Annotated in this window: 11 protein-coding genes; 8 read left to right on the top strand and 3 right to left on the bottom strand. The window is 69.6% G+C overall.

Features of this window, described 5'->3' with window-relative positions; genetic code table 11:
- The first annotated feature begins 12 nt into the window (after nucleotides 1–12).
- The 6 genes from AB0O65_RS09415 to AB0O65_RS09390 all read left to right on the top strand — a co-directional run bounded on the left by AB0O65_RS09415 (nucleotide 13) and on the right by AB0O65_RS09390 (nucleotide 5,928).
- Nucleotides 13–1,347: a sensor histidine kinase gene (locus tag AB0O65_RS09415; protein ID WP_363384416.1), complete on the top strand. Its 1,335-nt coding sequence runs from the start codon at nucleotides 13–15 to the stop codon at nucleotides 1,345–1,347.
- Nucleotides 1,344–2,015 carry a response regulator transcription factor gene (locus tag AB0O65_RS09410; RefSeq protein WP_363384413.1) on the top strand — a complete coding sequence of 224 codons (672 nt, stop codon included), beginning with the start codon at nucleotides 1,344–1,346 and terminating at the stop codon, nucleotides 2,013–2,015. Before AB0O65_RS09415 ends, AB0O65_RS09410 begins: the two co-directional genes overlap by 4 nt.
- Nucleotides 2,012–3,199, top strand: a complete 1,188-nt coding sequence (locus AB0O65_RS09405) for a benzoate/H(+) symporter BenE family transporter (protein ID WP_363384410.1) — start codon at nucleotides 2,012–2,014, stop codon at nucleotides 3,197–3,199. The genes AB0O65_RS09410 and AB0O65_RS09405 overlap by 4 nt, the downstream gene beginning before the upstream one ends.
- Before the next feature lie 65 nt (nucleotides 3,200–3,264).
- Entirely contained in the window at nucleotides 3,265–4,155 is an 891-nt protein-coding gene (locus AB0O65_RS09400; RefSeq protein ID WP_071642018.1) for an ATP-binding cassette domain-containing protein, read from the top strand.
- A complete protein-coding gene (locus AB0O65_RS09395) occupies nucleotides 4,152–5,219 on the top strand; it encodes an ABC transporter permease (RefSeq protein ID WP_071642016.1) in 1,068 nt (355 codons plus the stop codon). The genes AB0O65_RS09400 and AB0O65_RS09395 overlap by 4 nt, the downstream gene beginning before the upstream one ends.
- Before the next feature lie 121 nt (nucleotides 5,220–5,340).
- Nucleotides 5,341–5,928 (top strand): nitroreductase family protein, encoded by a 588-nt coding sequence (locus AB0O65_RS09390; RefSeq protein ID WP_071642014.1) that lies wholly within the window; start codon nucleotides 5,341–5,343, stop codon nucleotides 5,926–5,928.
- Between the two features lie 55 nt (nucleotides 5,929–5,983).
- Here AB0O65_RS09390 and AB0O65_RS09385 read toward each other — a convergent pair whose 3' ends face one another.
- Nucleotides 5,984–7,780, bottom strand: a complete 1,797-nt coding sequence (locus tag AB0O65_RS09385; protein ID WP_313480655.1) for a glycoside hydrolase family 15 protein — start codon at nucleotides 7,778–7,780, stop codon at nucleotides 5,984–5,986.
- Nucleotides 7,781–7,856: 76 nt separating this feature from the next.
- Here AB0O65_RS09385 and AB0O65_RS09380 point away from each other — a divergent pair, with 76 nt between their 5' ends.
- On the top strand, nucleotides 7,857–9,242 hold the full coding sequence (locus AB0O65_RS09380) for a glucose-6-phosphate dehydrogenase (protein WP_363384404.1): 1,386 nt from the start codon (nucleotides 7,857–7,859) through the stop codon (nucleotides 9,240–9,242).
- A gap of 42 nt (nucleotides 9,243–9,284) precedes the next feature.
- Here AB0O65_RS09380 and AB0O65_RS09375 read toward each other — a convergent pair whose 3' ends face one another.
- Nucleotides 9,285–10,751, bottom strand: a complete 1,467-nt coding sequence (locus tag AB0O65_RS09375) for a nucleobase:cation symporter-2 family protein (protein ID WP_071642008.1) — start codon at nucleotides 10,749–10,751, stop codon at nucleotides 9,285–9,287.
- 41 nt (nucleotides 10,752–10,792) lie between these two features.
- Between AB0O65_RS09375 and AB0O65_RS09370 the strand changes: the two genes are divergently transcribed.
- Nucleotides 10,793–11,059, top strand: coding sequence for a hypothetical protein (locus AB0O65_RS09370; RefSeq protein ID WP_363384401.1), 267 nt, complete (start codon nucleotides 10,793–10,795; stop codon nucleotides 11,057–11,059).
- Between the two features lie 53 nt (nucleotides 11,060–11,112).
- Here the strand turns inward: AB0O65_RS09370 and AB0O65_RS09365 are convergent, their stop codons facing one another.
- On the bottom strand, nucleotides 11,113–13,263 hold the full coding sequence (locus AB0O65_RS09365; RefSeq protein WP_363384398.1) for an AAA family ATPase: 2,151 nt from the start codon (nucleotides 13,261–13,263) through the stop codon (nucleotides 11,113–11,115).
- Between the last annotated feature and the right edge of the window lie 280 nt (nucleotides 13,264–13,543).

The following is a 13,543-nucleotide window of genomic DNA, read 5'->3' as shown; positions in this document are numbered from 1 at the left end:
TAAGTTGGAGAGATGCCCGAGCCCGCCGTCTTCAGCCGCACCCCGACCGACCGCGACCGGCGCCAGGACCTGCTGCTCGCTGTGATCATGCTGGTCGGCGCGGTCATCAGCGCGGCGCTGTCGAGCATCTCGGGCCTCTACAGCGATGAGCAGGCGCCCCTCTGGGGGGCGCTGCTGGTGGCGGTGGGGCTCTCCGCTCCGCTCATCGTGCGCCGGCGGTATCCGGCTCTGGCCGCTGTCGTCATCGCCCTGGTCATGTTCACCAGCGTCACACTGCGCGTCCCGGAGGTGTACGCCACCAACATCGCCATGTTCATCGCACTGTACACCGTGGGTGCATGGATGATCGACCGCCGTCGCGCGTTCTTCGTGCGGGCCGGGATCATCCTCGGCATGTTCGTGTGGCTGATCATCGTGATGTATCGCGATGCGATCGATGAGGCGGACAAGGCCGACGTCGCCGCGGGGCTGTTCTCGCCCTTCGTGGCGTTCATGATGCTGAACCTGCTGATCAACGTGCTCTACTTCGGCGGCGCGTACTACTTCGGTGAGCGCTCGTGGCACGCCGCCGCGCAGCGCTTCGTGCTCGAACAGCGCACCGCCGAGCTCGAGGCCGAGCGCGAGCTCACCGCCGCGCAGGCGGTGGCTCTGGATCGGGTGCGCATCGCCCGCGAGCTGCACGACGTCGTCGCGCACCACGTGTCGGTGATGGGCGTGCAGGCCGGTGCGGCGCGGCTCATGATCGACCGCGACCCCGACGAGGCGAAGCGGATGCTGTCGAGTGTGGAAGACGCGTCCCGCGAGGCGATCGGCGACTTCCGGCAGCTGCTCGAGACCCTCCGCGAGCCCGGCGACGGCGGGTCGGATGAGCCGTCTGCCGTCGGTCTCGCCGACCTCGAGCGCCTTGCGCAGGCATCGACGGATGCCGGTCTGCCGACCGCCTTCACCGAGATCGGCGACCCTGCTGCGGTGCCGACGACGGTCGGCGTGAACCTGTACCGGATCGCACAGGAGGCGCTGACCAACGCCCGACGGCACGGGGGATCGGGCGCGACGGCGGATGTGCGGCTGCGCTGGAACCGCGGTGCCGTGGAGCTGGAGATCGTGAACAGCGGCCGCACGGTCGGCGTGCTGCGCCCGGGGCTCGGCCAGCTGGGCATGCGCGAGCGCGCCCTGGCATCCGGCGGCGAGATCGAGCTGCAGCCGCGCCCGCAGGGGGGCTTCCGCGTGCGGGTCACCGTGCCGATCGCGGCGCCCCCTGCTTTCGAATCGCTCACTTGGCGGCATCCGGGCACCGGGAGCGACAAGGTGAGCGATTCGAAAGCAGGGGGAGGGGGTGTCGGATGATCCGGGTGCTGCTCGTCGACGACCACGCCATGCTGCGCGCCGGATTCCGCGCGATTCTCTGCACCCAGCCCGACATCGAGGTCGTCGGCGAGGCCGCGACCGGGGCCGAGGGTGTCGAGCTGGCCGCCCGGCTGCAGCCCGACGTCATCACGATGGACGTGCAGATGCCCGACATGGACGGCATCGAGGCGACCCGGCGCATCGCCGCCGACCCTGCCGTCACAGCCGCGGTCGCCATCGTCACGACGTTCGATCGCGACGAGTACCTCTTCCAGGCGCTGGATGCCGGCGCCGGGGGCTTCCTGCTGAAGAACGCCGGCCCGGAGGAGCTGATCACAGCGGTCCGAGCGCTCGCTGCGGGCGACGGGATCCTCGCCCCCGAGGTGACCCGCCGCGTGCTGTCGCGGTTCTGCGCGACGCCCGTCGCCGAAGCGCAGGAACGCACCACCCCGGCCCGGGCGCACGTCCTCGCCGAACCGCTCACGGACCGCGAGTCGGAGGTGCTCGCGCTGATGGCCGACGCCCGCAGCAACGCGGAGATCGCCCGAGGGCTGTTCATCGGCGAGGCGACCGTGAAGACCCACGTGTCCCGCGTGCTGCAGAAGCTCGGCGCCCGCGACCGCGTGCAGGCGATCGTGCTGGCCCACCGCCACGGACTCACCCGATGAGCACCGCATCGACGTCCGTGGAGAGGCCCTGGCGGATCCGTCCGATCACTGCGGGGATCGTCACCGCCCTGGTCGGCTTCACCAGCTCCTTCGCCGTCGTGCTCACCGGGCTCGACGCCGTCGGCGCCACCCCTGCTCAGGCCGCCAGCGGTCTGCTGGCGCTCAGTCTCACGATGGGCGCCGCATGCATCATCCTCGCCTGGCGCTGCCGCATGCCGATCACGTCGGCCTGGTCGACTCCCGGCGCTGCTCTGCTCGCCGCGGTCAGCGTCGTCGACGGCGGCTGGCCCGCCGCCGTGGGGGCGTTCGTCGTCGTCGCCGCGCTCATCCTGCTCACCGCCCTCGTGCCGCGCCTCGGCGCTCTGGTCGCGGCGATCCCGCCGTCGATCGCACAGGCCATGCTCGCCGGTGTCCTGCTGCCGCTCTGTCTCGCCCCGATCAGCGGGATGGTCACGAACCCGTGGGGCGTCGTGCCGGTCGTGCTCACGTGGCTGGTCGTCACGCGGCTGGCTCCGCGCTGGGCGGTGCCGGCGGCCTTCATGACAGCGACGGTCGTCGTGGTGGCCGGCATCGCGGCATCCGGAACCGATGTCGACCCGGGGGCGCTGCTGCCCGCCCTCGTCTTCACGGCTCCCACCTTCACCCTCGGATCGATCGTCGGCATCGCCCTGCCGCTGTTCATCGTGACGATGGCGTCGCAGAACGTGCCGGGCATCGCTGTGATGCGCAGCTTCGGGTACGAGGTGCCGTGGCGACCGGCGATGCTCGTCACCGGCATCGGCACCGCGCTCGGGGCGCCGGCCGGGGGTCACGCGATCAACCTGGCGGCGATCAGCGCCGCCCTCGCCGCAGCCCCCGAGGCGGAGCCGGATCCCGCGCGCCGGTGGATCGCGGGGGTCTCGACGGGGGTGTCGTACATCGTGCTCGGTGGGCTGTCGGCCGTCTTCGCCGCGCTCGTGCTGCTGGCCCCCGCCGCCGTCATCCCCGCCGTGGCCGGCCTGGCGCTGTTCGGGGCGTTCGGCTCGGCGGTGCAGCAGGCGATCGACGACCCCGGCGAGCGGATGCCCGCTGTCGTGACCTTCCTCGTCGCGGCGTCGGGTGTCGCCCTGCTGGGGATCAGCGCCGCGTTCTGGGCTCTCGTCGCCGGACTCGTCGTGCGCGCCGCCCTGCACCTCGGCCGGTAGGCGGATCCCCCGAATCCGTCGCAGGGGGGATGCCGGGCGCCACCGGCCTTCCCTAGCGTGGGGTCATGAGCTTCCTCAGACTCGACGGCATCACCAAGAGCTACGGCTCGCGCAGGGTGCTCGACGGCATCCGGTTCGACGTCGCCCCCGGGCGACTGACCGGATTCGTCGGCGGCAACGGCGCGGGCAAGACGACCACCATGCGGATCATCCTCGGCGTGCTCGCCGCCGACGGCGGCACCGTGACGCTGGACGAGCACCCGGCGACGGCCGACGACCGGCAGAGCTTCGGGTACATGCCGGAGGAGCGCGGCCTGTACCCGAAGATGAAGGTGCTCGAGCAGGTCGTCTACCTCGCTCGCCTGCACGGCTTCAACAAGGCCGACGCCACCGCGCGCGGCACCGCGCTGCTCGAGGAGCTCGGGCTCGGCGAACGCCTCGACGAGAAGATCGAGGCCCTCTCCCTGGGCAACCAGCAGCGAGCACAGATCGCTGCGGCTCTCGTGCACGATCCGCAGGTGCTCATCCTCGACGAGCCGTTCTCGGGCCTCGACCCGCTCGCGGTCGACGTGGTCGCCGAGGTGCTGCAGCGCCGCGCCGCGGCGGGAGCCGCCATCCTGTTCTCGTCGCACCAGCTCGATGTCGTCGAGCGGCTGTGCGACGACCTCATCATCATCGCCGGAGGCACGATCCGCGCCGCCGGCTCGCGAGACGAGCTGCGCTCGGCCCACTCGACGCTGCGCTACCAGCTGCACTCCGGCGGAGATGCCGGCTGGCTGCGCGGCGAGCCGGGCGTCTCCGTGATCGACTTCGAGGGCGGATCCGCGCTGTTCGACGTCGACACCCCCGACACCGCACAGCGCGTGCTGCGCGAGGCCATGGACCGCGCGGCCGTGTCGAGCTTCGCCCCGCAGCATCCCTCCCTCGCCCAGATCTTCAAGGAGGTCATCGCATGAACAGTGCTGTCTGGCTCGTCGCCGAGCGCGAGATCACCGCGAAGCTGCGCAGTCGCGCGTTCGTCATCGCCACGGGCATCCTGCTGCTGATCGCCCTCGCCGGGGTGATCCTCGGCGGGTTCATGAGCAAGAGCCCGACCGCGGATGCCGTCGCCGTCACGTCCGAGACCGCGCCGGTGCTCGACGGGATGCCCGGGCTGGAGCCGCGCGAGGTGGCCGATCGTGCGGCCGCCGAAGACCTCGTCACGAGCGGCGAGGTGGAGGCCGCCCTCGTGCCGGGCGATCCGACCGGCTTCGGGTACGTGGTGCTCACGAAGGAGGGCGCGCCGACCGGGCTCATGATGATGCTGTCGCAGTCGCCCACCGTCGAGGTGCTGCAGCCGGCCGACACCGACCCGCTGCTGCGCTACCTGGTGGCGCTCGGGTTCGGCCTCGTGTTCCTGATCGCCGCGTCGACCTTCGGCGGCACGATCGCGCAGAGCGTGGTCGAGGAGAAGCAGACCCGGGTGGTCGAGCTGCTGATCTCGGCGATCCCGACGCGCACGCTGCTCGCCGGCAAGGTGCTCGGCAACACCGTGCTCGCGATGGGCCAGATCATCGCGCTGGCCGTGATCGCGATCGTCGGGCTGATCGTGACCGGCCAGGAGGACGTGCTCAGCGGCGTCGGCGCCCCCATCCTGTGGTTCGCGGTGTTCTTCCTGTTCGGGTTCGTGCTGCTGGCTTCGCTGTACGCGGCCGCGGCGGCGATGGTGTCACGGCAGGAGGACATCGGCTCGACGACCATGCCGCTGATGATGCTGGTGATGGCGCCGTACTTCCTGGTGATCTTCTTCAACGACAACCCGCTGGTGCTGACGATCATGTCGTACGTGCCGTTCTCGGCCCCGGTGGCGATGCCGGTGCGGATGTTCGTCGGCGAGGCGCAGTGGTGGGAGGGCGCTCTGTCGCTGGTGATCCTGCTCGCGACGTGCGCCGCAGCGATCGTCGTCGCGGCGAAGATCTACGAGAACTCGCTGCTTCGGATGGGCGCCCGGGTGCGGCTCGCCGAGGCCCTGCGCGGCTGACCCGCGGACCCACTCGCGAAACGGCCCCGGATGCCGAGGAATATGCGAGTGCATGAAAGGGTTGTGTCGGATGGACGATGAGGTCCGCCCGAACCAGCCGCATAACGAAAGGCCTCATCTGATGAGCACCCCCGTGATCGATCGCACCGCACCCACCGAGCATCCCGTCCTCGATGTGCTCGCCGACCGGTGGAGCCCGCGCGCCTACGACTCCGAGACGCCGATCGACGAGGCCAAGCTCTCCTCCGCCCTCGAGGCCGCCCGCTGGAGCCCGAGTGCCAACAACTCGCAGCCGTGGCGCTTCATCGTCGCCCGCCGCGGCACCGAGCTGCACCGGGGCATCCAGTCCGCGCTGATGGGCTTCAACCAGGCGTGGGCCGGCAACGCCGCGGCACTCATCGTCGCCGTCGCGGAGACCACGAACGAAGAAGGCGCTCCCATCTCGCACGCCGTCTACGACCTCGGTCAGTCCGTCGCGCACCTGTCGGTGCAGGCCCACCACGACGGCCTCGTCGTGCACCAGATGAGCGGGTTCGACCCCGCCGCCATCAGCGAGCTGACCGACCTCGGCGAGCGCTTCACCCCGATCACCGTCATCGCCCTGGGCGAGCTCGGCGATGCCGGGGAGCTGCCCGAGGCACTGCAGGAGCGCGAGTCGGCGCCGCGCGTGCGTCGGCCGATCGACGAGACGCTGCTCGCCAACGCCTGACCCGAGCACTTTCCCGAAGAGCGCCGTCCCCGATCCGGGGACGGCGCTCTCCGCGTCAGCGGGGCATGCTCTCGCTGTCGGTCAGCGCGTCGGCGGCGCGCACCAGAGCGAGGTGCGAGAACGCCTGCGGCGTGTTGCCCAGCTGTCGACCGGCGATCGGGTCGTACTCCTCCGCGAGCATCCCGACGTCGTTGGTCAGCGAGCAGAGCCGGTCCATCAGCTGGGCGGCCTCGTCGCGTCGTCCCGTGCTCGCGTACTGCTCGACGAGCCAGAACGAGCACGCGAGGAACGGGCTCTCCTCCCCCGCCAGCCCGTCCACGCCACTCGACGTGCGGTACCGGTACAGCAGGCCGTCGTGCATGAGCGTCTTCTCGATGCGGTCGACCGTCGCCAGCATCCGCTCGTCATCGGGTCGACAGTAGCCGACCTCCGGAAGCAGCAGCAGCGACGCGTCCACCTCGTCCGTGCCGTAATGCTGGGTGAAATGTCCGTTTCGCACTCCCCGGGAATCGATCTCTTCTCGCAGCCGGTCGCGCAGCGTGCGCCAGGTCTTGACCGCGCCGGGCAGACCGTAGTCCTCCACCGCGTGCACACCGCGGTCGAACGCCGCCCACATCATCACCCGCGAATGGGTGAACATGCGCGCCGGCCCACGGATCTCCCAGAGACCGTGATCCGGCTGATCGATCTGATCCGCGGCGAACCGCAGCAGGCTGCGCTCGAGCGGCCACGAGAACGCGCTCTCGGCAAGACCGGCCTTGCGGGCGGCCGAGAGGGTCACGAGCACCTCGCCGACGACATCCGCCTGATACTGCCCCCACGCCCCGTTCCCCACCCGCACCGGCGACGATCCGGCGTAGCCGGGCAGCGCGGTCAACTCGCGCTCGGTCAGATCGCGCTCGCCTGCCAGGCCGTACATGATCTGCAGATCGGCTGGATCACCCGCCACTGCGCGCAGCAGCCACTCGCGCCAGCTGTCGGCGAGGCCGAGGAAGCCGTGGTCGAGCAGTGCCTCGAGTGTGAGCGCGGCGTCACGCAGCCATACGTAGCGGTAGTCCCAGTTGCGCTCGCCGCCGATCTCCTCGGGCAGCGCCATGGTGGCCGCCGCGGCGATCCCCCCGGTCTCGTGATTCGTCAGAGCACGCAGAATGAGCAGCGACCGCACGACCTTCTCGTGGTGCGGTCCGGAGTGCTCGATCCTGTCGGCCCAGCTCTGCCACCACGTCTTCGTCGCCTCGAGAACGTCATCGACATCGAGCGGGTCGGGTGCGGGGCGGTGCGACGGGAACCACGCCAGCTGCAGATCGCGCGCCTCGCCGGCGGCGACGCGCACCTCGCCGCGGTGCTCGTGGTCGATCGCCGTGAGACGTGCCCCGCGCACGACCACCGCATCGGGCCCGGCCATGGCGACCAGCTGAGGCTCGTCGTCGGTGCCCGTCTGCCGCACCCACGGCATCGCTCGGGAGTAATCGAACCGGATGCGCAGGCTCTGCGTGAACGTCATCTCGCCGCTCAGCCCGACGACGCGGCGCACGACATCCGTCCGCCGGATCTGCACACCCGGGTCCGGGTCGATGGGCATGAAGTCGTGCACCTCGGCGACGGCATCGCCGCTCTGCCATCGGGTGATGAGCACGAACGTGTCACGGTCGTAGTGACGGGTCGCCACGGCATCCGGATCGTCGGGACGCACCATCCACCGTCCGTGCGATTCGTCGCCCAGCAGCGCGGCGAAGGTGCTGGGCGAGTCCAGTCGCGGCAGACACAGCCAGTCGATGCTCCCCTCCATCGACACGAGCGCCGCCGTACGGCAGTTGCTGAGCAGGGCGTAGTCCTCGATTCGCGTCACCACGAGCGCAGTCTGTCACCGCCGTCGAACCCGCTCCACCCCCCTTGCGCTCGATCCGGCGGCGACTACCCTCGGTGCCATGTCGACGACCACAACGCTTTTCATCCTCGGTGCGACCGGCGATCTCACCTCTCGCCTACTGCTGCCCTCGCTCGCGACGCTGCTCGGCAAGGAGCGCAAACACCGCGTCACCCTGAGGGGGTCGGGGACCGAGGACTGGGATGCCGAGACGTGGCACGCCACGGTCGAGAAGGCGTTCTCCGACTCCCCGGGGGCGCTGGACCGGGTCGGCGTCGCCGACTACGTGCAGGCCGATGTGACGGATCCCTCGGCCGTGACATCCCTCGTCGACACGCTCGACCCGAACACCGTGCTCTACTTCGCGCTGCCGCCGGCAGTCACCGCCGCCGCGATCGATGCGATGACCGGGCTGACGCTGCCCGAGGGCACCGTGCTGGCGATGGAGAAGCCGTTCGGGCAGGACGAGGCGAGCGCCCGCGCGCTCAACGACAAGCTGCTGGCGCTGGTGCCCGAGAACCAGATCTTCCGCGTCGACCACTTCCTCGGTCGGTCGACCCTGCTCAACCTGCTCGGCGTGCGCCTGGCCAACCGCATCTGGGAGCCGGTGTGGTCGGCTGAGCACATCCAGGAGGTGCTGATCCGCTTCGACGAGTCCGTCGCCCTCGAAGGTCGAGCCCGCTACTACGACAGGGCCGGAGCCATGATCGACATGATCCAGAGCCACCTGCTGCAGGTGCTCGCCCTGCTCGCGATGGATCCCCCGGCGACGCTGGGCGAACGCGATCTGCGCGACGCGAAAGCGGAGGTGCTGCGTGCCACGCACGTGATGGGCGACGACCCCGCCCGCTTCTCGCGCCGGGCGCAGTACACCGCGGGCACGCAGCATCTCGCCGACGGCGGCATCCGTGAGCTTCCCTCGTACCGCGACGAGGACGGCGTCGACGTCTCACGGCAGACCGAGACGCTGGCCGAGGTCGTCTTCGAGGTGTCCAGCGACCGCTGGGCCGGCGTGCCGTTCACCCTGCGCTCCGGCAAGGGGCTCGATCGCAAGCGCTCCGAGATCGTGGTGACCTTCAAGCCCGTGCGGCACGTGCCGCCGGGGCTGAACGGCACCCCCGCCGACGGCGGCCGCCTCACCTTCTCGCTCGGCCCCGACGAGATGCACCTGCGGCTGCACGTGACGGGAGGCGATGACCCGTTCGCGCTGCGCGACGAGGAGCTCGTCGCGCAGCTCGGCGTCGGGCAGCAGCGGTCGTACGAGGAGGTGCTCGACGAGCTGCTCGACGGCGATGTCGCGCTGTCGGTGCGCGCGGATGAGGCCGAGCAGTGCTGGCGGATCATCCAGCCGGTTCGGGATGCCTGGGCTCGCGGCGAGACGCCGCTCGACGAGTACCCCGCCGGTTCCACCGGCCCGGCATCGTGGCAGACCTCGCACAGCGACTGACCCCCGCCACACGACTGCAGCGGGGGTCAGAGCGGTGTGAGGTCAGTGCTCGCTGACGCGCACCGGCACTTCCTGACCCTCACGGTCGACGATCTTGCCGTCGACGACCGAGTCGCCGTCCTCGAGTGCGTCGAGGAACTGCACCGGGATGCTGCGCGTGGGCGCCGCGACGAAGCTGTTCGCGTTCTTCGAGCGGCGGGCGCCGACGTGGTTGAACAGCAGGTTGAGGAAGATGGCCGCGACGGCGGCCGAGCTGATGCCGGAGTGGAAGATCGTGTTGAACCAGTCGGGCATCTGGTCGTAGATCGTGGGAGCTGCGATCGGGAGCATGCCGATGCCGATCGACGCCGCCACGATGATGAGGTTCATGTTGCCGCGGTAGTCGACCTTGGCCAGGGTGCGGACGCCGGATGCCGCGACCGAGCCGAACAGCACGATGCCCGCACCGCCCAGGACCGGCGAGGGGATCTCGCCGACGACGCGGCCGAGCACGGGCAGCAGGCCCAGGATGACGAGCACCACACCACCGGCGGTGACCACGAAGCGGCTCTTCACACCCGTGATGGCGACAAGACCCACGTTCTGCGCGAACGCCGACTGGGTGAAGGTGCCGAACACGGGCGAGACGGCGCTGGAGAGCATGTCGGCGCGCAGGCCGTCGGCGATGCGCTTCTTGTCGACCTTGGTGCCCACGATCTCACCGACGGCGAGGATGTCGGCGGTGGTCTCGGTGAGCGTCACCAGGATCACGATGAACATCGAGATGATCGCGGCGATCTCGAACGTCGGCCAGCCGAACGCGAACGGCGTCGGGAAGGCGAAGATGGCGCCCTCGCCGACCTGCGAGAAGTCGACGCGGCCGAGGAACGCGGCGAAGATCGTGCCCGCGACGATGGCGAGCAGGATCGACAGGCGCGAGACCGCTCCGATCGGCACCTTGCTGAGGATCAGCACGAACAGCAGGGTGACGAAGGCGAGCAGCAGATTCTGCGGAGAGCCGAAGTCGTCTGCGGCGGCGTTGCCGCCCATCGCCCAACGTGCCGCGACGGGCAGCAGGGTCAGACCGATCGTCGTGATGACGACACCGGTGACGACGGGCGGGAAGAACCGGATCACCATGGCGAAGATCGGTGCGATCAGCAGACCGATGACGGATGCCGCTATCACCGATCCGAACACGGCCGGCAGTCCCCCGCCGTTCGTCACGATCGCTCCCATGGTGGCGACGCCGGCGAACGACACGCCCTGCACGAGCGGCAGCTGCGAGCCGAAGAACGGCACACCCACGGTCTGCAGGATGGTCGCGAGGCCGCCCATGAAGAGGCACGACGCGATGAGCACGCCGATCTCCGCGGGGCTCAGGCCGGCGAGCTGACCGATAATCAGCGGCGGGGCGATGATGCCGCCGTACATCGTCAGCACGTGCTGGAGTCCGTACCCGAAGGTCGCGCCGATGGACAGGCGTTCGTCTTCGGGGCGGGCAGTGCTCTGCGTCTTCTGTTTCGTCATGTCGACCTCTTCGTCGTGTCGGGTGATCGGTTATCAGGTGAATGTCGGGTCAGCGCCGGCGCGAGCAGGGCGCGAGCGGCTTCGCCGTGGTGTCGATCGTCTCGTGGGCCGGGCCCGGTCGGTCCGGTCGGTGTGTCGCCGAGCAGGATGTCTGCCATCACGCGGTCGTCCTCGATGACGAGGCCGCCCCGGATGTCGACGCCGTCCCCGGCGTGGCTGCTGAAGTAGTCCAGAGTCAACCACGCGTCCGCGCCGAGGTCAATGGTTTTTCCAAAAGCCGAACTAACTATTCCGCATCTTGGAACTGAGCAGAACGGCAGGAAGCCCCGCGAGTCTCACTCGCGGGGCTCCCTACTGTTCGTCACACGCTGTCAGCCGTGAGCGCCAGCCCGCTGCCGTCGGCCGCGACATCGACGCGCACCGTGTCGCCGTCGCGCGCGCCGCCCGACAGCAGCGCCGTCGCGAGGCGGTTCTGCACCTCGGTCTGGATGAGCCGGCGCAGCGGCCGGGCGCCGAACACGGGGTCGTATCCGCGCTCGGCCAGCCAGGCCCTGGCATCCGGTGTAACCGCCAGGGTCAGCCGACGATCGGCGAGCCGACGCTGCAGGCCGTCGACCGCCAGCTCGACGATCTGGGCGAGGTCGTCGTGCGAGAGCGACGAGAACATCACGATGTCGTCGAGGCGGTTCAGGAACTCGGGCCGGAACGACTGGCGCACCAGCGTCATCACCGCCTCGCGCTTCTCGTGGGGCGACATGACCGGGTCGATGAGGATGGGCGAGCCGATGTTGGAGGTGAGGATCAGGATCACGTTCGAGAAGTCGACCGTGCGGCCCTGCCCGTCGGTCAGGCGACCGTCGTCGAGCACCTGCAGCAGCACGTCGAACACCTCGGGATGCGCCTTCTCGACCTCGTCGAGCAGCACCACCGAGTACGGGCGCCGCCGCACGGCCTCGGTCAGCTGACCGCCCTGCTCGTACCCGACGTATCCCGGAGGGGCTCCGACGAGACGCGACACGGAGTGCTTCTCGCCGTATTCGCTCATGTCGATGCGCACCATCGCGTGCTCGTCATCGAAGAGGAATGCGGCGAGGGCCTTGGCCAGCTCCGTCTTGCCGACGCCGGTCGGGCCGAGGAAGAGGAACGATCCGGTCGGGCGGCCGGGGTCGCTGATGCCGGCGCGTGAGCGCCGCACGGCATCCGACACGGCCTTCACCGCCTCCTTCTGACCGATCAGGCGACGACCGAGCTCGCTCTCGAGATGCAGCAGCTTCTCGCTCTCGCCCTGCAGCAGTCGACCGACCGGGATGCCGGTCCACGCGGCGATCACGGCGGCGATGTCCTCTTCGGTGACCTGCTCGTTGACCATGCGCCCCTCGTCCGAGACCGTGGCCTCGGCCTGCTCGGCCTCGGCGATCTCGGCGTTCAGGCGCCGGATGGTCTCGTATTCGAGCCGCGATGCCTTCGTGTAGTCGCCCTCGCGCATCGCGAGGTCGCGCTGCGTGGTGGCCTCGTCGAGCTGCTTCTTCAGCTCGCCGACCCGGTTCAGCCCCTGGCGCTCGCGGGCCCAGCGCTCTTCGAGCCCGCGCAGCTCGCTCTCGAGTCCCGCCATCTGCTCGCGCAGCGCCGCGAGGCGCTCCTTCGAGGCGGCATCCTTCTCCTTCTTCAGCGCGAGCTCTTCGAGCTTCATCCGGTCGACCTGGCGCTTGAGCTCGTCGATCTCGACGGGCGACGAGTCGATCTCCATCTTCAGCCGCGACATGGCCTCGTCGATCAGGTCGATCGCCTTGTCGGGCAGCTGCCGGCTGGGCAGGTAGCGGTTCGACAGGGCGGCGGATGCCACGAGCGCGGTGTCGGAGATGGTCACCCCGTGGTGCGCCTCGTACCGCCCCTTGAGGCCGCGCAGGATCGCGACCGTGTCCTCCACGCTCGGCTCGCCGACGTACACCTGCTGGAAGCGCCTCTCGAGCGCGGCGTCCTTCTCGATGAACTCGCGGTACTCGTTGAGCGTGGTGGCGCCGATCATGCGCAGCTCGCCGCGGGCGAGCATGGGCTTGAGCATGTTGGATGCCGCGACCGACCCCTCGCCGCCGCCTGCGCCCATGAGCACGTGCAGCTCGTCGATGAACGTGATGACCTTGCCCTCGGACTCGGTGATCTCCTTGAGCACGCTCTTCAGGCGCTCCTCGAACTGACCGCGGTACATCGCACCGGCCACGAGCGCCGAGATGTCGAGCGAGACGAGCTCTTTGTCCTTGAGAGACTCCGCGACGTCTCCCGCGACGATGCGCTGGGCGAGCCCTTCGACGACGGCGGTCTTGCCGACGCCGGGCTCGCCGATGAGCACGGGGTTGTTCTTCGTGCGCCGGGTGAGCACCTGGCTCACGCGGCGGATCTCGCTGTCGCGTCCGATCACCGGATCGAGCTTGCCCTGGCGGGCGCGATCGGTGAGATTGATGCCGAACTGCTCGAGCGCGCTCTGCTGCTCTTCAGACTGTGCCGGGTTGGTCATTCGTTCCTCCTGGAGGGAGACTCCTTCAAACTTGAGTTGTCTTGACTCAAGTTTAGATGTCGAACGGGCGAAGGGCAACCCGCTCGCCTTGACCGAACCCGAGCGGGCCGATTACACTGACCGACACCATGAGGATTCTCCTCAGCTCAGCGCAGAGAGGGGCCGCGATGCTGCAGCACGTTCACGTTCACGCCACCGCCCCCGTCGAGAGCTCCACCGCCTGGGGAAACTGGTACGCCCACGGCGCCTGAGCAGCCGCCCCCGGAATCGCCCTTCCCGA

Origin of the sequence: Microbacterium sp. NPDC077391 (assembly GCF_040686955.1) — a bacterium.
Classification (GTDB): domain Bacteria; phylum Actinomycetota; class Actinomycetes; order Actinomycetales; family Microbacteriaceae; genus Microbacterium; species Microbacterium commune.
This window is presented reverse-complemented; position numbering and strand designations above follow the sequence as displayed.